This is a genomic window from Sphingobacterium sp. LRF_L2 (genome assembly GCF_965644235.1).
Lineage (GTDB): Bacteria > Bacteroidota > Bacteroidia > Sphingobacteriales > Sphingobacteriaceae > Sphingobacterium.
Genome location: NZ_CBFFRI010000007.1, coordinates 26427 through 46014, shown reverse-complemented (window position 1 = coordinate 46014; position 19588 = coordinate 26427). Strand labels below are relative to the sequence as shown.

The following is a 19588-nucleotide window of genomic DNA, read 5'->3' as shown; positions in this document are numbered from 1 at the left end:
TTCTATTTCCTTAAATCTGCTAGTTGTTTAAATAGAACCTTTTCTTGTTCCGATAAGTCCGTTGGGAGTTTCACGTGAATATGGACGAATAAATCGCCAAATTCGCCTTCCTTTTTATAGATTGGGAAGCCTTTCCCTTTAAGCCGAACCTTTGTTCCACTTTGTGTCTCAGGCTTAACTTTTATTTTTATTTTCCCAGCCAATGTTTCGACAATCATTTCTCCACCCAGGATAGCCTTATATAGATCAATCTCTTCGGTTTTAAACAGATCATTGCCTTCGCGTTGATATAAAGGATCAGGTTTTACATCAAATTGGATAAAGAGATCTCCAGAAGGACCTCCATTGACACCTTCTCCGCCTTGCCCTTTTAGTTTAATCTTTTGTCCGCTTTCTACCCCTGCAGGAACCGTGATTCGTATGTTCCTACCATTGATGTTGAATGTCTGTTGGTGCGTTGTGTATGCCTGTTTTAATGTGAGTTCAAGAACAGAATTGAAGTCATTTCCCCTAAATTTTGTTTGTCTTCCACCTCCATGTCGATTCCCAAACATCTGTTCGAAAAAATCTGAAAACTCGCCCGCATCGTAATCACCTGTGTAGCCGCCAAAGTCAAACCCTTCGAAGCTATTTCCCGATCTTCTCCGTTGATCCCCTTGCTGACGTTGCGCCTGTTCATAGGCCTCCCCATGCTTCCAGTTTTCGCCATATTGGTCGTATTTTTTTCTCTTTTCAGGGTCAGTGAGTACTTCGTTTGCCTCATTTATTTCCTGGAATTTTTGCTTCGCCGCATCGTCATTGGGATTCATATCCGGATGATATTTTCTAGCAAGTTTCCGGTATGCTTTCTTTATATCATCTTGGGAAGCCGTTTTTTCAACCCCTAATACATTATAGTAATCTACAAAAGCCATACTGATACATTGTGTATAAAGGCTTAACAAATATGGCTGGATATTGTTCGGTTTTCAGAGGTCGCCTTTTTGAAAATAAAAAACGCTGAGTTTGTGGGGGAGGGCGAAAAAAAAGCCTTCTTTGATTAAGAAGGCTTTTTTCGATAAATATTATTCTTTGTGGCTATCTACGGCAAGTCGTTTATCCCGATTTGCAATTTCCCATGCGACATGAAAAACAAGTTTCTCCCGCTTAACCATCATCGGAAAATCAATTTTATCCACCGTATCGTCAGGTGTGTGATAATGTGGGTGTAAGCCAGAGAAATAAAACGTAACTGGAATATTATGCTTTGCGAAGTTATACTGGTCGGATCGGTAGTATATACGCATCGGATCCTTTGGATTATCATACATATAATCCAGTTCCATTTTTGTGTAAAGACTATTGGCTTTTTTATTGATCTCGTAGAGTTCTGTGCTCAATTTGTCAGAACCGATAACATGTAAATAGTCGTGATTTCCATTCAGGTGCTTATCATCGATACGGCCAATCATATCCATATTTAAACAAGTCACCGTTTGTTTTAGCGGGAATATTGGGTTTTCTGAATAAAACTGGGATCCTAAAAGACCCTTTTCTTCTGCTGCGAAACCGATAAAAAGAATACTTCGTCTAGGACCTTTACCATCTTTTTTTGCTTGAGAAAAGACACGTGCTAGTTCCAACACACCGACTGTTCCCGAACCATTATCATCTGCTCCAGGAAAAATTGTGCCATCAGGCAAAATGCCATCATGATCGTAGTGTCCAGATATGACGACAATTTCATCTTTTTTGTCTGTCCCCTCTAAGAAACCTAATACATTGGGATCGTTGAATGATTCTTTCGTCACCCCCATTTCGATATCAATGGCAATCGGTATACGGAATGACGAATTTTTCACTTTTTGCTCCGCAATGCTCGTCTTCTTTCTCGAAAGAATCTCATTCGCAACATCTTCCGTAATGGTAACAACAGGAACGGTTTGTTTTTGTTCGGGCTCGGTATTTCCTTTTTCCAACATAAATCTTCCCGCATTAGGGCGATTACCAAACCTTGCAATCATTTCCGGTGCAGTGGCATTTGTCGCTAAAATCATTTTTGGATTTCGTTTGACAAGTTCCTGTATACGTTTGAATCTACTGGTTGACCAATCCGACATTTTCTTTGATCCGGTAATGATAGAATGCCCGTTCGCGTCTAAGGGTTCCCCCTCGTTAATGACGAGCACGATTTTATTCGTAATATCAATGCCTTCTAGATCATTATGTTTAGGGGCCTGGATACCGTATCCGACGAAAAGAATATCAGATGACGTAAATATTGCGTTGGTATTATCGCCTTGGATAAAGAAATCTTTCCCATTCTGGAAGCTTTTTTCTCCAATAAAAAACCGATGTACTTGGTAAGAAGAACGTACAAGCTGCAATGGCTGAAAATAACTACCGGCCACTGGCGCTTCTAATCCATAAGATTGAAATTGTTCAGCGATATAGTTTGCTGCTTTTTTTCCACCTTCTTGTCCTGTTCCGCGTCCTTCGAAAGCAGGCGATGCTAACAAGGATAGATGGGCTTTTGCCGATTTTTCAGAAAGTTGGGCAGCATACGTTTCTTGTGTAGCATCTTGTGCAACTGCGCAGCTGTAAAGTAACGATACAAAGACAAATGATCGGAGTAATTTATTTACCATTTTTAGCCGATTAGCTACAAGCAATTTTACCTACACGTGTTGCATGTCTACCACCTTCGAAATCTGTGGTGAGGAAGGTTTTGACAATTTTTTTTGCCAACTCTATATCAATAAAACGAGCCGGGATGCATACAATGTTGGCATTGTTGTGTTGACGGGCTAAAGCCGATATTTCGTTTTGCCAAGCAATTGCTGCACGGATTCCTTGGTGTTTGTTGGCCGTAATCGCTACACCATTGGCACTACCACAAACCAATACACCAAGCTCGTTTTTTCCTTCTTCTACGCTAGAAGAGACCGGATGCGCAAAATCTGGGTAATCAACCGATGCTTCTGTTGTTGGACCAAAATCTTCTACTTCAAACCCTTCTGCTTTTAAAAATGCTATGATTTCTGTTTTGTAGGCAAATCCTGCATGATCACTTCCTATGGCTATCTTTTTAGACATGATATATTTGATTAGTTTTTATAAAATGCTTTCTCGGCTTCCTGTTTTCTTTTCTTTACGTTGGCCGACACCATGATACTTAATTCATAAAGTAAGAACATTGGTGCACTGACCGTAAGTAGCGTAATAACGTCCGCTGTTGGCGTGATAATCGCGGCAATAATCAAAATGATGACAGTCGCGTAACGGCGGCTTGCACGCATAAATTCCGGTGTCATAAGTCCAATTTTCGATAAGATGAAAACGAGAATAGGAAGTAAGAATACAACGCCGCAGCCCAACGTTAGTGTTGCTATTGTCGATAGATAAGAATCTATCGTAATTTGATTGGTGATTTCCTGACTCAACGATACATTAGCGAGGAAGTTTACCGATAGCGGAACAACGATATAATAGCCAAACAGTGCACCTATGATAAACAAAATAGAGGCATAGAATACAAATCCTTGCGCTGATTTTCTTTCGACGTCTGTTAAAGCAGGTTTAATAAAGAGCCAAACTTCAAATAGGAGGTAAGGAAAGCCTAATGCAAGTGCCATTAGGAGGCAAGAGTTGATCTGTAGCATAAATTGCCCTGCCAACTCCGTATTGATGATATTGAACGGAATCTGTTCGACACAGAAGCCATCTAAACTAAGTAGATCGCCCACTTTACACATCATGCGGTAAGTCCAAAAGTCTAAATTTTTGGGACCCATGATGACTTCGTTGAATACGAAATCATAAAAGGTAAAAGCAAGAATAGCAAAAACAGCAATGGCAATAACAGATCGGATAATATGCCATCGGAGTACTTCTAGATGATCAAAAAAGGACATCTCTGCCTCTAAATTTTTTCCTTTATCTTTAATAGCCTTTATGAGTTCGTTTGATTTTGACATTTCAATAATATATTACCGATAAAAACAAAAATACCATTCTTCTAGTTAAGAATGGTATTTTATGCTTATGTAAAAGAAATTTTATTAAATCTCATCTTCAGGGTATTCCGTTAAATCGAATGTCTCCATGAATTTGGTGGTAAAATTTCCCGCTCTAAAATTCGGATCGCGCATTAACCGCAAATGCAAAGGTATTGTTGTTTTAATACCTTCGATAACAAACTCACTAAGAGCACGCTCCATCGTGTTGATTGCCTCTTCGCGTGTTTGAGCCACACAAATCAATTTGGCAATCATGGAATCGTAGTTTGGTGGAATGCTGTAACCTGCGTATACGTGTGTGTCCACGCGTACACCGTGTCCGCCTGGTGAGTGAAAATTAGTGATTTTTCCGGGTGATGGACGGAAGTTGTTAAATGGATCTTCAGCGTTGATACGACATTCAATAGCATGCCTGGTTGGCTCATAGCTCTTTCCAGAAATTGGAATACCTGCAGCAACTTTTATCTGCTCTTTTATGAGATCGAAGTTAATAACCTCTTCCGTTACAGGGTGTTCAACTTGGATACGGGTGTTCATCTCCATAAAGTAGAAGTTGCGATGTTTGTCCACTAAGAATTCAATGGTACCAGCTCCTTCATAGTTTACGGCTTGCGCTCCCTTTATGGCCGCTTCACCCATTTTAGCACGTAGTTCAGGCGTGATAAAAGGAGATGGAGCTTCCTCCACCAATTTTTGGTGGCGACGTTGAATAGAACAATCCCGCTCAGATAAGTGACAAACTTTTCCATATTGATCTCCGATAACCTGAATTTCGATATGGCGGGGTTCTTCTACGAATTTCTCCAAGTATATACCGTCGTTACCAAAAGCTGCTGCAGCCTCTTGACGTGCTGAATCCCAGTTTGGTTCAAACTCTTCATCCTTCCAAATAATACGCATACCTCGTCCACCGCCACCAGCTGTAGCTTTGATGATAACAGGGTAGCCAATTTCATTGGCTAAGCGAATACCGGTTTTTACATCAGGAATAAGTCCGTCAGAACCAGGTACCGTAGGAACACCTGCTTTTTTCATGGTGTCTTTGGCAGAAGCCTTATCACCCATTTTTTCGATCTGTTCGGATGTAGCACCTATAAACTTAATGCCATATTCTGCACAGATAGCAGAAAATTTAGCATTTTCAGAAAGGAAGCCATAGCCCGGATGGATTGCATCTGCGTTTGTTAACTCAGCTGCTGCTATAATATTAGGTATGCTTAAATAGGAGTCTCTACTGGCAGGAGGACCAATACAAACCGCTTCATCTGCAAAGCGAACATGTAAACTATCCCTGTCTGCTGTAGAATATACAGCGACACTTTTAATACCCATTTCGCGACAAGTGCGAATGATACGAAGGGCTATTTCTCCTCTATTTGCTATTAATATTTTTTTAAACATAGATAAATAATGTTGTTACTGTAGTGTGCGAATATTCGCGAAAAATCATGTTCTGTATAAGAAGAACACAATTAGCTAGGATCAACCAAGAATAATGGTTGGTCGAATTCTACAGGTTGAGCATCATTTACAAGGATTTTTACGATTTTACCAGAAACTTCCGATTCGATTTCGTTAAAAAGTTTCATAGCTTCTACGATACACAACACCTTTCCTGAAGTAATTTCATCACCGACATTCACAAATGTTGGTTTATCTGGTCCCGAAGAGCGGTAAAATGTGCCAATCATAGGAGACTTAATCGTAATCAGGTTGGATGTTTCCTGAACAGGAGCAGCAGGGGTTGTAACTGTTGCAACAGAAGCCGCTGGAGCAATCGCCTGAGCAGGCACTGCTACTGGACTAGGTACTGTAGCAGTTACGTATGTAGGCTCTTGATTTGTTTTTATGGTAATTTTAAAGTCCTTTTCTTCGATAGCGACTTCATTCACGCCTGATTTTGAAACAAATTTAATCAGGTCTTGAATTTGTTTAATATCCATACTCATTTTCTAGTAGGTTTTATGTTAAAATTTCGTCCGATGAATTTTTAAATTTAAGCAAACTTAAAGAAAGTTATTTTTTTAAGCGCAAATATTATGATTTTGTGTATGCCCATTTTAGGAAAATAGATCCCCATGTAAAGCCTCCACCAAATGCTGCAAGAATAAGATTATCTCCTTTTTTGAGTTTATCTTCCCATTCCCAAAGACACAGTGGTATTGTTCCACTTGTCGTGTTTCCATATTTATGGATGTTAACCATTACCTTTTCTTCTGGTAATCCAGCGCGTTCAGCAGTAGCGTCGATGATACGCTTATTGGCTTGATGAGGAACGAGCCAAGCAACGTCGTCGGCCGTTAACTTATTTCTTTCCATTACTTCAGCGGCTACATCTGCCATATTTGTAACAGCAAATTTGAATACGGTACGTCCTTCTTGGTAAGCGTAATGTAACCCCGCATCTACAGTTTGATGCGTTGCAGGATTGAGAGATCCTCCACCTTTGATATTAAGAAAAGGCCCGCCCGCTCCATCTGTTTTTAAAACAGCATCAAGTAGTCCGTTTCCTTCATCGTTGGGTTCTAAAAGAACACAGCCACAGCCATCACCAAAAAGTATACAGGTGTTTCTGTCTTCGTAATTTACGACAGACGACATCTTATCCGCACCGACAACCAATACCTTTTTATGTCTTCCAGATTCGATAAACTGTGCTGCCGTGGTCAATCCAAAAAGAAAGCCCGAACATGCAGCCTGTAAATCATATCCCCAAGCCTTCTTTGCACCGATTTTTTCGGCAAGAATATTCGCCGTCGCAGGAAACAGCATATCAGGTGTACTCGTACAAAAAATGATAAGTTCGATATCATTAGCAGTAATTCCCCTTTTTTTCAATAATCCCTCAACTGCGGGGACTGCTAAGTCTGACGTTGCTTTACCTTCTCCTTTTAGTATTCTTCTTTCTTTAATTCCGGTACGGGAAACAATCCATTCGTCATTTGTATCGACCATGGTTTCCAACTCTTGGTTGGTTAGGATATAGTCAGGCACATAACCGTGTACTGCGGTAATGGCAGCATGTATTTTTGACATATTAAAATTAATTGAAAGCAGACTTGATTTTATCGATAAATTTCGATTCGATCATGTCTTTTGAAAGTAAAACCATGTTTTTGATAGCTTCGGGCGTAGAGATACCATGTCCTATGATAACCGGCGCATTTACGCCTAGTATAGGGCTGCCTCCATAACGCTCATAGTTAAATCTATCAAAAAAATCATCCTTCATTCCCTTTTTTAGTGTTACCACATAGAAAGATTCTGCTAGTTTTAGCACGACGTTACCCGTGAAACCATCGCATACGTATACGTCAGCAAGGTCGGTGAACAAATCCCGTCCTTCTGTGTTGCCAATAAAATTGATTTTAGAATTTTCTTTTAAGAGGGGGTAGGTTGCTATTGTTAAATTGTTCCCTTTTTCTTCTTCTTCTCCAATGTTCAATAAACCAACTTTAGGATTTTCCACACCGTAGACATGTTCTGCATAGAGGCTGCCTAGTATAGCAAACTGATTGAGCATTTCGGGTTTACAATCTGCATTGGCACCAACATCCAATAATATACCATAACCACTTTTTATCTTGGGTACGTTTGTGGCTATTGCAGGACGTAAAACACCTGGGATTGTTTTGACACTGAACATTGCGCCAACCAACATTGCACCTGTGTTTCCAGCGGAGGCAAAAGAATCCAATTCACCATTTTTAAGAAGCTCAAATCCCTTTGCTATGCTAGAATTCGGCTTTTGGCTGATGGCTTTCGTTGGATGTTCATGCATACTGATGACATCAGGAGCATGGATATAATCAAAATTATCAGGATCCGCTCCAGCCTGCTTCAATCGATTGATGGTATCATACTCATCTCCGATAAGAACAAGACGTTGATTACCCTGTAATATTTTTTGAGCTTCGATAGCTCCAGTTATCGTAGAGTTAGGGGCATAATCTCCACCTAAAACGTCTAAACCAATCTTCATTCGTTATTATTTTTTAAATCAATAATACGCAAAAACATCCCAAATTAAAGTATAAAAATTGAATTTTACACCTATTTGGGATGTTTAATTTCTTTGAATGATGTCGTTAGACAGCAGCGGTGTTTTCAATAATCAATTTTCCGTTGTAATATAGATTACCATCTACTGTGTATGCACGGTGAGGTGTATGAACTGAACCAGTTTCACTACATACCGTTAACGTAGGTCTTTCAGCCTTATAATGTGTTCTTCTTTTGTCTCTTCTGGATTTCGAAGTTTTACGCTTTGGATGTGCCATCTCGTATTTCTGTTTTAGTTATTTTTAATATTCTTTAATATATCCCAACGCGGGTCTATTTTTTCTTCTGTATTTTCTTCTTCTGTTGTTTCGGTTTCGTTACTTAGCTTTGCCAACATCTCTGGATCGCAGCTAATCCCAATACCTTGTTCCGAACATTTGCTATAATAAGGAACACGAACATTTATGTATTCATAGAGAAGTTCGGCAATATCCAATTCGTAATCCGTTTTAGATAATGTAAGCACTTCCTCCGTGTTGTCTGCCCAATCGTCTTCGCTGAATTTAACAAGCACGCGCTCCTCAAACTCTACAGGCGAATCAAACTCCGTTAAGCAAACATCACAAGTCAATTGAATCATCCCTGTGATATGGAAATTGACAACCAACATGTTCTCCTGTTTTTGTAGAGAGACCAAGGCTTGTAATGTTCCTTTTTTAACAAGGCTATGTTCGTAACAGTCAAAGAACTTATCTTCAATCTCAAATTCAAATTCGTGTTTCCCTCTCGATAGACCTGAGAACGGTATCCTATATTGTTTTAGATATTTTGAAATCTGCATTTGAGCCTGCAAAGTTAATTATTATTTCAGTAAAAAGGAAACTTTCTTTAAAATTATTGTTCTTCGTCTCCGTAATAGTATTTCCCAAGTTCGATTTTTTCGCGGCCGTTGGCCATTCGCCATTTGTTGGTATCGCGTAGAGAATAAGCACAGCCGCAGTATTCCTGCATATAGAACTTCTCTTTTTTGCTGATTTCCAGCATACGCGCTGATCCTCCTTTTTTACGCCAGTTGAATGTCCAATATTCCATTTCCGGATGTCTAGAAGCTGCGCGAAGACCGCAATCATTTATTTGCTCCATATTTTTCCAACGGGAGATTCCCAACGAACTAGAAATCACATCAAATCCGTTTGCTGCAGCATATTCAGCTGTTTTTTCAAAACGCATGTCAAAACACATGGTGCAACGAATACCACGTTCAGGTTCTTGCTCCATACCTTTTGCCAGATTAAACCAATGATCGACATCGTAATCTGCATCGATAAAAGGAATACCATGTTTTTCCGCAAAACGAATATTTTCTTCTTTTCGAAGATCGTATTCTTTTCTTGGATGGATATTTGGATTGTAGAAATAAATGGTGAAATCAATGTCTGAGGCAATTAAAGCTTCCATAACCTCACCTGCACAGGGTGCGCAGCACGAGTGCAAAAGTAATTTTTTTCCTTCCTTGGGTAAGCTTAATTTCTCCCTTTTGAGCTCTTTGTTGTCCATGATAACAGGTAATTATCCTGCAATTTTACGGAAAAGTGTAAGATTTTACAAAACTTAACAGCTTGCTTGTCGCTTTAGAGACACTCGAAGCGTTTATTTTTATACTTTTGTAACATAGCAAAGCAAGATTATGTCTAGGAAGTTTCTCATATATAAGGTTTTTATTTTTTTTGCAGCAATAGTCGGATTTTATGCCTGTGAGCGAAATGATGAAGAACCGGAGTCCACTACGCGAAAATTTACCAGGTTATACGTTTCTTTTGAAAATTATCAAACAACGACAACGGCTTCGGACACGAATGTCCGTATTATTTATCCTGCCGACTCTTCGGTGTTTAAATTCTCCTTAAGGCACCTGTCTGAGGCAAAAGGCGGAGGGCCATTGTGCTATAATCCAACGTTGAGTACGCTGTTTCAGGCGAGTGCTAATCCATCGGGACAAAATGATACGTTAATTAGGGTGATGAGCGTTGGATCAAAAACAGGAAACTTAACAAATATTGGCCGTATTGGGAATCAGGTATTGACTTCTGTGAAAGGAATGGCTTACCATCAGTTATCGCGAACGATGTTTGTTGTCAATGGTACCGGAGCTTCTGCCGGTATTTATGTGTTTGAACGTCCCGACGGACAAACCAAACACGCAAATGCCCGAAAAAAGTTGAAAACGACTGGTCTGCAAATGTGGGGGGCTGCTTATGGCGATAACCGTTTGTTTGTGTCGAGCATAAGTGGAACAAAGGGAATTTTAGTTTTTGACGATATCACAACGGTTGCTGTCAGCACGACAGATTCTTCTGCAACGATAGCACCTGCAAAGACGTTGGAGATTGCTGATGCAACAAATCTTCGGGGACTATTCTATGACTCGGTTAAAAACATACTAGCCGTTACGGACTATGTTAGTACGACGACAGAAGGAAGTGGACGCATCCTTATTTTCGAGAATTTTTCAGATCTTGTAGAACAGTCCACTACGAGCATTACACCCACACGCATCATAACAGGAGTTTCTACGGGCTTGATTCAGCCCTTAGATGTAGTGATCGATACACGTGAAGATGGTGTTTATCTTTATGTCGCAGATAAAAGTGCGAAAAAGATTTCCCGTTTCTTGATCACCGATGAAGGCGATGTAGCTCCTGATAAGGTCTTGGAAACGAGCCAAACCCCAGTAGCATTGGCTCTGGATGAACGAAGTTCTACGTAGGATCGATCAGATCCAGTAATAACTGCACTTCTTGGCGTTTCTCAAGGTTGTCTACATGGTTGTAAGCCGCAATAAGATTGCGGAGTACACGTTTGATGATGGCTAGATTATTGCAGGGTTTCATGTATTCGTCGCTAGCAGGTAAATTTAGCTGCTGTAAGAAAGATACCAGATCCTCCTCGCGCATAATCTGTCCCCGGTTGAATACATTGATATAAAACAATACTTCCTCTGGATTTTCCTCCTTCATATACGCTAATACGAAGTGTTTTGGGAGATTTATTCCGTAGATGGGAATATCTAGACGTTGGGCTACCAAGCTATACACGCAAGCGAGCGATATCGGATTTCCTTTTTTTGTTTCTAGTACCTTATTGATAAAAGAATTCTGTGGCGCATGGTAATCGGAGGTATTGCCGGATAGTCCAAATTCGCGAAAAAGGACATTGTTTAACAGTTTCACCTTTTCCAAAGGGCTCATATCATACATCAGGTGATACCATGCACTTCTTTTCAGTTCCGCTAACTTTGTATAGATCTCCTGCTCTGCCAGATTCGGATATTGGTATCGGTTGATGGTTAATAAACCTTCCAATAAATCATCTTGGTTGCTTATTTTCCACAGCTGCAGGTCGTTTTTTACTTCATTGAATTGTATCTTATGAATAATCTGTTCTACACGCCCTTGAAGCAATACATCGAAAGATTCTTCCCAAGACTGTTCCAATAAGGGAATAACCTCTGGGCCACAAGTAATCAACTTATCTTCTAAAGTGTTATAGATTTCCGTATCAGGATCATCCAACAGGGAAATCAAAGCTTTTAATTCCTGTTCATTCATCTTAAACGAATTTACGATTTTATTATCGTATTGCAAAGATAATGCTAGAATTGTTAGTAACGTGTGCGGAGGGGTATAAGGTGTTTAAAGAGCAAAGTCGTTCTCAGTCATCAAAAATATTTCCATTAGTTTCGCTAGGGTGTAGCAGGCAGATTGATTCGTTATTGAAAGTAGCTGTGAGAAAGTTTCCGGCCAAACTCTTCTGCGGTGAGAGGGACTAAAACCCGGACTTGACTCGGACTCAACTCGGATTTAATACGGTTGTAACGGCTTTAGGGTAGGGTACAGTCTGCTGTATCCTAGAAGAAAAGCAGACTGTAAATATACCACTATTTGTTGTTCGCTATCGGACGAATATTGTTCGATAGTGAACAGTTTGTATTTGATTGTTTTTGTTAAAATTCTGTTGTTTAGCGTTTTGTGTTTTTGGCTTGGCGATTGGATATTTCTCGCGAAAGAATACAAGTACGTTTCTACTATTTCGATTTGTAATAGGGATATTGGTAAAAACAGATTATATTGGGTATTGGTATCGGGAAAATAAGAAATTTGTTCGTTAAAGACAGGCGCAGATAAAGTAAACATGACAATGATAAAACTAGAAAATATCTTTAAATGGTATAATGTAGGAGGCACACGGTCTTTTATATTGAAAGATATCAATCTGACGATTGAAGAGGGAGACTTTGTTTCAATTATGGGGCCTTCGGGCTCAGGAAAATCTACATTGTTAAATGTTATCGGCCTGTTGGACGAGCCAAATGAAGGAAAGTATTTCTTCTTGGATGAAGATGTTTTAGCGATGAAAGCGAAAAAGAGGACTGCGCTCTTTCAATCGTATATGGGCTATGTTTTCCAATCGTACCACCTTATCGACGAGTTGACTGTCTATGAAAACATTGAGACACCCTTGATTTATAAAGATCTCTCGGGCAAAGAAAGGAAGGCTATCGTTGCTGATATGCTCGACCGATTTGGCATTGTGGGTAAGAAAGACTTATTTCCGGCACAACTTTCAGGGGGACAGCAACAGATTGTGGGTATTGCTAGAGCCCTGGCCGCGAGTCCAAAGCTATTGCTCGCAGATGAGCCCACAGGAAATCTCAACTCAAAACAAGGAGAAGAGATTATGGAGCTGTTTAAAGAGCTGAATGAAGATGGTGTCACGATTATCCAAGTTACCCATTCCGAAAAGAATGCAGAATATGGAAAGCGTATCATCAATTTGTTAGATGGACAGCTTAAGCTAGACTAACCCACAAGTATATATACTACAGGTCAAGGCCTGTTGATCTTGATAAGTATCCATCGAAAACGGATTGCGTGAACGGTGGATGCTTATTCAATGATAACGTTGATTCCAGCCATATTTGCCTTATATTTAATCTTTTCCACTAAACCATAATAGCTCCAGTTTCGAAGGAGAAATTCATCTTCTTTCGCCACTTCCTCTTTGCTTGTTTGGTTGACCAATAGAAGTGTGCCCGCCTGTTGTTTGATGCATATATCGATCAAATGTCGGCTATAGAGATGCAATCGGTCGTTTACATAATTTTTCTCTTTATTGGTGAACTGTTCGACACTCTTCATCTTTTTTTTGCGTCCTTTTCCACCTTTGTTAAAAGCGGCGGCTTTCTGTATTCGGTGTCGAGCTGCTTGAATTGCCATTCTTCTGTATAGAAACTCCTCTTTATTACCGATCTGAAAATGATTTTTGTCTATGCTTACCGTAATAGGATGTTCGACGGACAAGGAAGCCTCAGCAATAACATGTTCTTTGAGTTCATGATGTTTTTTTGGCAGTTCGAGAGCGAGTAGCAGGAATATTTTTCCTTTCACTATCTTCAGGGCGCTGGTACAGATTTTTACTTGCCCTACGAGTGCCCGTTGTAGCAGTACACGCTTGTCCGATCGATCTTTGCCGAGATAAGTTCGGAAAGGAACCTTAAAAAGTGATATTAGAAATTCCCTGCCTTTTTCATCGTTACTTAGTTTAAGGCTATTTCCGCTGAAGGGTATCGGCAGATCTTTTTTGAAGTTACGTAAGGATTTTTCGCCTTTCCAGTAAGCCAATCGATCTGAATTAAAAGCTTTGATCAGCGAGGTGTTTACGGTAGAAAGAATATTAGTCGGAATCTCGCCTTTAAAATACATGGATAAGATTTTGTATGTGGTATTCATGCGAGAGGTATTTAATATCCCTTCGGGATCGGCTGTCGCATTGGCCAATTTGGCTTTAACACCCTCTTCCAGGTAAATAAGATCCTTGAGATTTTCTTGTACATATTGGTGGGTGAGCACCATATTCGACCCTCGGAAAACAAGATCCTGCCAAGTGAATAAGGTCTTAAAATATGCAGCCCGTTTATCTTTATCGTCGCAATCGATATAAAGTTGAATTTTGCGTGTCAGTACGATGGTATCTTTTGCCATGGGAAAAGTTCTTTATGCCGTTTTCTTGGATTGTTTAATTCTTGTGTGCGCTTCCACGAACAGTTTCTTAACTGTTGTCGCGTTTAAGTTGAGCGCTTCCGATATCTGATCGAAGGAAAGCTGTAGTTCATAACGCATGTGAAAGATCTCGGTTTGTTGATCGCTAAACTCGCCTTGCATAATCATTTTTGAGGGTTTATTTAACGCGGACATCTTTTCTGCGCTGCCGAATATTGTTCGTAGTTGTCCAATCGCTTTTTCTACCTGTGTGCTGACTTCGTAGTCGGATATGCCACCGAGGTAGTAGGCTATACGTTCATAATTGAAACTATATTTAAGGCAAAGCTGTATAAAAAGCTGCTGCTCACTTTTGAGATGAGGGAGGAGGGTATTGATTTTTGTCAGCTTCTCCTGTTTCTCCTCCTCCAATTGATCAAGGTAGACCATATTGGACTGTTCTTCTTCCTCAAGTTCGTAGCCGAGCATAAATTCCTGATAGTCTTCTATACTATCGAGACGAAGTAGGCTGCGGTGAAATCTATTCCGTGTCTTGCTGTAAAATACTTTGACTGCGCCTTTAAGCTGTGTTTTAAGAAAGTTAAACAGTGCCTCTTCAGAATTGATATTTTCACGAAAAAGCCATAGTCGTAGAAAGGCCTCTTGAACAATACTTTCTGCAGCACAAGCATCTTGTGTTGCCTTTTCTGCACGGAAAAGAAAATAATTGTAAAACTTTCTGTAGAAGAAGTCGAGTCCTTTTTCGTTGCCTTCCCTGAGTCGTATTAATTGTTTGTTTATATCTGGTAGCTGTTTCTTCATAATTTGTTGTTCGTTAAAAGTCGTTAATAGGATAGGCCATACCGATGCCATGTCTCTCGAATATGTTCGAAAGAGCCCGGATTTTCGGATTGTTGTGCCCCGCTTGATGACTAAGATATAGTGCTGTTTGGAAGATTCGGAGGGAAGATATATACTAACGGAAATGTAAGGTGCGTCAAAGGACGGGAGGTTTACAGAGGCAACAGTATGAGCTATAGGAACTTTTGATTTAAGCTGCTATAGGTCTGCGGTCGTTATTAAATAAAAGGTACTTGGCGAGTGTTATGCCCTCACCCTACGGCGCCACAAGGAGCCTCTTTGTTGTTAGCATCGTTGACGCTCAGTTCTGATTCTTATTTTAGCCTGTTGGCTGTGTATATCTTTATTGGACGTATTCTTTTCAAAATGTTACCTATTACACCGTCGACGCGGAGACCAAGACTGATGGGAAGTTGTGTATACCTTTCAAAGTGTGATCTATAACAACGCTCAATGGGAAATAAATACCAGTGGTATGTTGTGTATACCTTTCAAAGTATGATCTATAACACCCTTAAAAAAAACCGACCCCGTTGTGAATACCTTTCAAAATGTGATCTATTACACCTCGCGGTTAATAAATGAAAAAGAATAGTTGTGTATACCTTTTAAAATGTGATCTATAACAACTTATCGAGGAACTAATAAAATCGCTCTACTGTTGTGTATACCTTTCAAAGTGTGATCTATAATACCTATTGTCTACAAATTATACAGAGGATGATTAGTTGTGAATACCTTTCAAAAAAGTGATCTATAACAACGAACGATACGAGGTTTCATATTGGTTTTAGTTGTGTATACCTTTCAAAATGTGAGCTATAACAACGCTACTCAGGCGCGCAGATATGTGTATACCTTTTCGAAAAGTGATCTATAACAACCATTCACGGAAATGAATAAAAACCGACCCGTTGTGTATACCTTTCAAAGTGTGAGCTATAACAATTAAAATTGATTGATAATCCATCGGAATGCGTTGTGTATACCTTTCAAAGTATGATCTATAACACCTGAGATTTTTGTACAGTTGTTTTTTCTTCAGTTGTGTACACCTTTCAAAGTGTGTTCTATAGCAATAAGAGAAGGCAATTTTGTAGCCTTTCTACTGTTGTGAATACCTTTCAAGAAGTGATCTATAAAAACTGACATTCTTGAAAAGCAGTTTACACGGAGTTGTGAATACCTTTAGAAATGTGACCTATAGGAAGCATCTCTTGATTTCGGTTTTCACCGTTAGCATTTCTTTAAAGAAAAGTATTTAGTGAGTGGCTTATACCCTCACCCTACGGCGCCACAAGGAGCCTCTTTGTTGTATTTACCAGTGTTACCCGTGATTGATCTTCCCATCAGGAGATTGGACTCTTTTATGTTCCGTAATCCCGCTGAATTTTCAAACAGCAATATGTCAAAGAGCAGTTTATCTCTACAGGGGCTTGTTGCATACATTGCAAACAATTCCCAGATCGCGATAAAAGCGATGTTTGCATCAAAATAAAAATTGTATTGTCCTATTCTGCTATATTGGTTTTCGAATGAGCATGTTCAGTTTCAAAAGTAATAGGACAGGATTGAAAAGAGTATACCTGTTTAGCTAAACGGGCGACTTGATAATGTTTTTGTATTTAAGTTTACGCATAATGGATAAAGTGGTTAATTTTCTACACAAGTATACGTAATAATTTTGTTTGCGCAAAATGTTTGTAAAATAATTATTTAATGTTTGCGCAAATATTAGCGGTATTTGTTTTGTGTACAAAGCGAATACAGATATCCTTATTGAAATTGGCGTTCGTCTTCGACAGCGTCGTGAAGCCCTCTCTTATGCGAAGAATGATGTAGCCATAATGACAGGATTAACTATTAATACGATTTCTGCTTTAGAAAAGGGGAAAGGGGCTAGTCTTTACAATTTTATATTAATCTGTAGGGCCTTAGCGATACAGCCCAAAGAGATTTTAGGTTTCGATATTGATTTATCTCCATTGTATAGTCTTCCCCCAGATGCTAAGCGTAAAATAGAGGCTACCCAAAAGTTAGATAATCTTGTCTATAACAGCGACTTTTTCAATACGCCTAGGCGAGTAGCTGAGGTCATCCGGGAATTGCATTCGGACAAAGCGGATAGTAATAAATTTTCTGTATATCTAACCGGTTATTGTAAAGAGGGGCAACTTGAGTATATTAGAGAGGGCAACATCAAAAAATATAAGAAAAAGACGGAATAGTACGTTGACTATTCCGTGTGCATATTCGTCATTAAAGAATGCCTGTTCTTTATTCGTCTCTCAAATGTTTTATGGGGTTATGTTTTGTAGATCGAATGATGAGTATACCTATAAAACAAAATATAAGTAAGGCAAGTGCAAGCATTGGTAAAATAAATAGTGTGCTATCTAGCTTGGTCCGCAGCACGTAATTTGCCAGCCAATGTTTCATGAACATATAGCTTATTGGAATACCAACAGCAAGCGCAATAGAAAATGTGACATAAAACTCTTTACTGAAAAGGAAAATGATTTGATGTAGTGATGCTCCTAAAACTTTTCTGATGCCTATTTCCTTTAAACGGAGATTGATCGATAGGCTCGTCAGTCCAATAATTCCTAATCCCACGATGATAATAGAGATACCGGTTGCTAATTTGGCTGCTCGTTGCAATTGAAATTCTGTATTGTACATGCTTTCGAGCGTTTGATCCATAAATTTATAGTCAAAAGGAGCTTCGGGCATCAGTTGTTTCCATTTTTTTTCAATAGGTGCCAATGCTGCGGTAATCGGGCCAGCCTTTAAACGGATGGACAGGAATCGGTATTGATTTGTAGCTCTCAGCGGAAACCAAACTACAGCAGGCGAGGAGCTGTGCATGGAGTTTGCATAGAAATCAGCAGTTACACCTGCAATTATTCCGCTAAAACTATCTTCAAATAAAGTGATCCGCTGACCAATGGCCTCTTCTGCCGTTGCATATCCTAAAGCGAACGCTGCTTTAAGATTGATCACTAGTTTGGACGTAATGCTTTCATCAGCTTGGGCTGCAAAAAATTCTCCGGCTAATAGGGGGATCTGATAAGTAGATGCGAAGTGTTGATCTGATGTGATGAGGAGCGCATCGATATCTTGTTCTGCCCCTACCTTTTTTATCTTTTGTATACCATTGCCGAAAGCGTTCGGGACGCCATAAGAAAGGCTGATATCTTGGACTTGAGGAAGCTGTTTTAACTCTTGTTGAACCACTTCCATCTGATGTAGGCCTTTCTCGGACCAGTCCCGCGGCACCTGTACCGTGAGCAGATAGTCCTTGTTGTAGCCCAAATTACCGTTGATAAAGGTATCTACCTGTCTCGAAATCACAATGGATGAAATCAAAACAATAAGCGCAACAGTGAACTGCACGAAGAGAAGTACTTGTCGAACAATATGCTTTCCTCCAAAATCCGGAAATTGATTTTTTACCGCACTCGTAATGGGATTCTTGGATAGCCTGATTGCAGGGTATAATCCCGCCAGTAAGCCTAAACAAAGGGTGCCGAGGGCGAAACAAATAAAGAATACAGTCGGCAGATCGGTTAAAGAAGGCAAGGTTTTCATCATGATAGATGAGAACAATGGAGCGAGTAAGGGATAGTTGAATAAGGCAATGCAGGCCGCTATGAATACGATTATGTTATATTCGATAAGCAATTGAAAGATAAGTCGAATTTTACTGCTCCCCATGATCTTACGTACACCAATCTCCTTTAATCGTGTAAAGCTTTGACTTATGCTGAAATTGATGAAGTTAACGGTGGCCATTACGATTAAAAAAGCGGCTGTACAACTTAGTATGAGTATAAGTTGACGGATGGCACCCTTGTTGTCATCCAAATAGTAAGATGGTAAAGGATTTAATTTAGGAACAAGGTTCTCAGCAATCTGTTTATCTGCATGTTCGTGCAGAAGCTTTTCTATGGGGAGATTCAATTGATCTGGAGTTACCCCTTCTTGGAGCTCAAGAAATCCTACGATCCAGATGTTCGACCAATTGTCTATGCTTCTATCGAAGTATTTTTCGCTGCTGATAGGAAGAAATATGGAGGTCTGTAAGGCAGGCATGAGCTCCATAACAGAGTTTTGTATGGTTGATTTAAGTACGGCTGTGACCTCGAAATCCTGTTTTTCGCCGGCAAAATTCCGAATGCTCAATCGACGTCCTACGACATCCGTTTCTCCAAAATATTTGATTGCAGCCTCTTCTTTTAAGACCACTGATGTTGGTGAGTTGAGTGCAGTATGGGGATCTCCTGCTAATAATTCAAATCCATACATTGTCAAAATTGATGGGTCGCCTACGGAAACCTTTTCTTCATAGACAGTTGCTCCATTGGAGATGATGCAGGTCAACCCGTCTAAACGGTAATAGTCTGCTACCAAATCAGGGTATTGTTCTTTTAGCGCCTTCGGTAAGGCTCCTACCGTAGTAAGATCTAGACCTATTCCGGGTTGTTTGTAGGAACTTTGTAATACAAATTGCCTGTCTTTATTTCGAAGATGGCTGTTTACTTGATAAGCTTGCCAAATATAGGCTGCAATGAGCAGTACAAAGGTCATGCTTGCCACTAAACCAATGATATTCGTGATGCTCTGTGCCTTTTTTCTGTAGATTGTACGGAAAGCAATTTTGATGTGATTATTGATCATGTCGTGGTG

Annotated in this window: 19 protein-coding genes; 4 read left to right on the top strand and 15 right to left on the bottom strand. The window is 39.8% G+C overall.

Annotated elements, in window-relative coordinates:
- Positions 1-2: 2 nt before the first annotated feature.
- The 11 genes from ACSZOX_RS14850 to ACSZOX_RS14800 all read right to left on the bottom strand — a co-directional run bounded on the left by ACSZOX_RS14850 (position 3) and on the right by ACSZOX_RS14800 (position 9557).
- Complete coding sequence (locus ACSZOX_RS14850) at positions 3-914, bottom strand: DnaJ C-terminal domain-containing protein (protein ID WP_437920847.1); 912 nt, start codon at positions 912-914, stop codon at positions 3-5.
- Between the two features lie 150 nt (positions 915-1064).
- On the bottom strand, positions 1065-2627 hold the full coding sequence (locus tag ACSZOX_RS14845; RefSeq protein WP_437920846.1) for a M28 family peptidase: 1563 nt from the start codon (positions 2625-2627) through the stop codon (positions 1065-1067).
- Between the two features lie 10 nt (positions 2628-2637).
- A complete protein-coding gene (rpiB, locus tag ACSZOX_RS14840; protein WP_437920845.1) occupies positions 2638-3075 on the bottom strand; it encodes a ribose 5-phosphate isomerase B in 438 nt (145 codons plus the stop codon).
- 11 nt (positions 3076-3086) lie between these two features.
- Positions 3087-3956, bottom strand: a complete 870-nt coding sequence (gene tatC / locus ACSZOX_RS14835; RefSeq protein WP_437920844.1) for a twin-arginine translocase subunit TatC — start codon at positions 3954-3956, stop codon at positions 3087-3089.
- A gap of 84 nt (positions 3957-4040) precedes the next feature.
- The gene (gene accC / locus ACSZOX_RS14830; RefSeq protein ID WP_437920843.1) at positions 4041-5399 is read right to left on the bottom strand and encodes an acetyl-CoA carboxylase biotin carboxylase subunit; all 1359 of its coding nucleotides are present in this window, start codon (positions 5397-5399) and stop codon (positions 4041-4043) included.
- A 71-nt stretch (positions 5400-5470) separates the two neighbouring features.
- The gene (accB, locus tag ACSZOX_RS14825) at positions 5471-5947 is read right to left on the bottom strand and encodes an acetyl-CoA carboxylase biotin carboxyl carrier protein (RefSeq protein WP_437920842.1); all 477 of its coding nucleotides are present in this window, start codon (positions 5945-5947) and stop codon (positions 5471-5473) included.
- A gap of 88 nt (positions 5948-6035) precedes the next feature.
- Positions 6036-7034, bottom strand: a complete 999-nt coding sequence (locus ACSZOX_RS14820; protein WP_437920841.1) for a beta-ketoacyl-ACP synthase III — start codon at positions 7032-7034, stop codon at positions 6036-6038.
- Positions 7035-7041: 7 nt separating this feature from the next.
- Positions 7042-7980, bottom strand: coding sequence for a phosphate acyltransferase PlsX (gene plsX, locus ACSZOX_RS14815; RefSeq protein WP_437920840.1), 939 nt, complete (start codon positions 7978-7980; stop codon positions 7042-7044).
- A gap of 106 nt (positions 7981-8086) precedes the next feature.
- Positions 8087-8278 (bottom strand): 50S ribosomal protein L32, encoded by a 192-nt coding sequence (gene rpmF, locus ACSZOX_RS14810; RefSeq protein WP_437920839.1) that lies wholly within the window; start codon positions 8276-8278, stop codon positions 8087-8089.
- A gap of 14 nt (positions 8279-8292) precedes the next feature.
- Positions 8293-8841 (bottom strand): YceD family protein, encoded by a 549-nt coding sequence (locus ACSZOX_RS14805; protein ID WP_437920838.1) that lies wholly within the window; start codon positions 8839-8841, stop codon positions 8293-8295.
- A gap of 53 nt (positions 8842-8894) precedes the next feature.
- The gene (locus ACSZOX_RS14800; RefSeq protein WP_437920837.1) at positions 8895-9557 is read right to left on the bottom strand and encodes an epoxyqueuosine reductase QueH; all 663 of its coding nucleotides are present in this window, start codon (positions 9555-9557) and stop codon (positions 8895-8897) included.
- Between the two features lie 130 nt (positions 9558-9687).
- Here ACSZOX_RS14800 and ACSZOX_RS14795 point away from each other — a divergent pair, with 130 nt between their 5' ends.
- On the top strand, positions 9688-10767 hold the full coding sequence (locus tag ACSZOX_RS14795; protein ID WP_437920836.1) for a hypothetical protein: 1080 nt from the start codon (positions 9688-9690) through the stop codon (positions 10765-10767).
- Here the strand turns inward: ACSZOX_RS14795 and ACSZOX_RS14790 are convergent.
- Positions 10760-11608 (bottom strand): transglutaminase-like domain-containing protein, encoded by an 849-nt coding sequence (locus ACSZOX_RS14790; RefSeq protein ID WP_437920835.1) that lies wholly within the window; start codon positions 11606-11608, stop codon positions 10760-10762. The genes ACSZOX_RS14795 and ACSZOX_RS14790 overlap by 8 nt on opposite strands.
- Positions 11609-12197: 589 nt before the next feature.
- Between ACSZOX_RS14790 and ACSZOX_RS14785 the strand changes: the two genes are divergently transcribed.
- Positions 12198-12863 (top strand): ABC transporter ATP-binding protein, encoded by a 666-nt coding sequence (locus tag ACSZOX_RS14785; protein ID WP_437920834.1) that lies wholly within the window; start codon positions 12198-12200, stop codon positions 12861-12863.
- An 83-nt stretch (positions 12864-12946) separates the two neighbouring features.
- Here the strand turns inward: ACSZOX_RS14785 and ACSZOX_RS14780 are convergent, their stop codons facing one another.
- On the bottom strand, positions 12947-14041 hold the full coding sequence (locus ACSZOX_RS14780; protein WP_437920833.1) for a hypothetical protein: 1095 nt from the start codon (positions 14039-14041) through the stop codon (positions 12947-12949).
- Positions 14042-14053: 12 nt separating this feature from the next.
- A complete protein-coding gene (locus ACSZOX_RS14775; protein ID WP_437920832.1) occupies positions 14054-14860 on the bottom strand; it encodes an RNA polymerase sigma factor in 807 nt (268 codons plus the stop codon).
- Positions 14861-16163: 1303 nt separating this feature from the next.
- On the opposite strand from ACSZOX_RS14775, the gene ACSZOX_RS14770 reads away from it, so the two are divergent.
- Positions 16164-16397: a hypothetical protein gene (locus ACSZOX_RS14770; protein WP_437920831.1), complete on the top strand. Its 234-nt coding sequence runs from the start codon at positions 16164-16166 to the stop codon at positions 16395-16397.
- Between the two features lie 253 nt (positions 16398-16650).
- Positions 16651-17127 (top strand): helix-turn-helix domain-containing protein, encoded by a 477-nt coding sequence (locus tag ACSZOX_RS14765; protein ID WP_437920830.1) that lies wholly within the window; start codon positions 16651-16653, stop codon positions 17125-17127.
- Positions 17128-17176: 49 nt separating this feature from the next.
- On the opposite strand, the gene ACSZOX_RS14760 is transcribed toward ACSZOX_RS14765, so the two are convergent.
- Positions 17177-19579, bottom strand: coding sequence for an ABC transporter permease (locus ACSZOX_RS14760; protein WP_437920829.1), 2403 nt, complete (start codon positions 19577-19579; stop codon positions 17177-17179).
- Positions 19580-19588 lie beyond the last annotated feature (9 nt).

What these genes read in the sequence shown, in the direction of transcription:
- ACSZOX_RS14760 (WP_437920829.1), bottom strand. Translation starts at nt 19,579, where the DNA reads ATGATCAATAATCACATCAAAATTGCTTTCCGTACAATCTACAGAAAA.
- ACSZOX_RS14780 (WP_437920833.1), bottom strand. Translation starts at nt 14,041, where the DNA reads ATGGCAAAAGATACCATCGTACTGACACGCAAAATTCAACTTTATATC.
- accC (WP_437920843.1), bottom strand. Translation starts at nt 5,399, where the DNA reads ATGTTTAAAAAAATATTAATAGCAAATAGAGGAGAAATAGCCCTTCGT.
- ACSZOX_RS14795 (WP_437920836.1), top strand. Translation starts at nt 9,688, where the DNA reads ATGTCTAGGAAGTTTCTCATATATAAGGTTTTTATTTTTTTTGCAGCA.
- ACSZOX_RS14850 (WP_437920847.1), bottom strand. Translation starts at nt 914, where the DNA reads ATGGCTTTTGTAGATTACTATAATGTATTAGGGGTTGAAAAAACGGCT.
- tatC (WP_437920844.1), bottom strand. Translation starts at nt 3,956, where the DNA reads ATGTCAAAATCAAACGAACTCATAAAGGCTATTAAAGATAAAGGAAAA.
- accB (WP_437920842.1), bottom strand. Translation starts at nt 5,947, where the DNA reads ATGAGTATGGATATTAAACAAATTCAAGACCTGATTAAATTTGTTTCA.
- ACSZOX_RS14790 (WP_437920835.1), bottom strand. Translation starts at nt 11,608, where the DNA reads ATGAATGAACAGGAATTAAAAGCTTTGATTTCCCTGTTGGATGATCCT.
- ACSZOX_RS14800 (WP_437920837.1), bottom strand. Translation starts at nt 9,557, where the DNA reads ATGGACAACAAAGAGCTCAAAAGGGAGAAATTAAGCTTACCCAAGGAA.
- ACSZOX_RS14775 (WP_437920832.1), bottom strand. Translation starts at nt 14,860, where the DNA reads ATGAAGAAACAGCTACCAGATATAAACAAACAATTAATACGACTCAGG.
- ACSZOX_RS14805 (WP_437920838.1), bottom strand. Translation starts at nt 8,841, where the DNA reads ATGCAGATTTCAAAATATCTAAAACAATATAGGATACCGTTCTCAGGT.
- plsX (WP_437920840.1), bottom strand. Translation starts at nt 7,980, where the DNA reads ATGAAGATTGGTTTAGACGTTTTAGGTGGAGATTATGCCCCTAACTCT.
- ACSZOX_RS14785 (WP_437920834.1), top strand. Translation starts at nt 12,198, where the DNA reads ATGATAAAACTAGAAAATATCTTTAAATGGTATAATGTAGGAGGCACA.
- rpmF (WP_437920839.1), bottom strand. Translation starts at nt 8,278, where the DNA reads ATGGCACATCCAAAGCGTAAAACTTCGAAATCCAGAAGAGACAAAAGA.
- ACSZOX_RS14845 (WP_437920846.1), bottom strand. Translation starts at nt 2,627, where the DNA reads ATGGTAAATAAATTACTCCGATCATTTGTCTTTGTATCGTTACTTTAC.
- ACSZOX_RS14820 (WP_437920841.1), bottom strand. Translation starts at nt 7,034, where the DNA reads ATGTCAAAAATACATGCTGCCATTACCGCAGTACACGGTTATGTGCCT.
- rpiB (WP_437920845.1), bottom strand. Translation starts at nt 3,075, where the DNA reads ATGTCTAAAAAGATAGCCATAGGAAGTGATCATGCAGGATTTGCCTAC.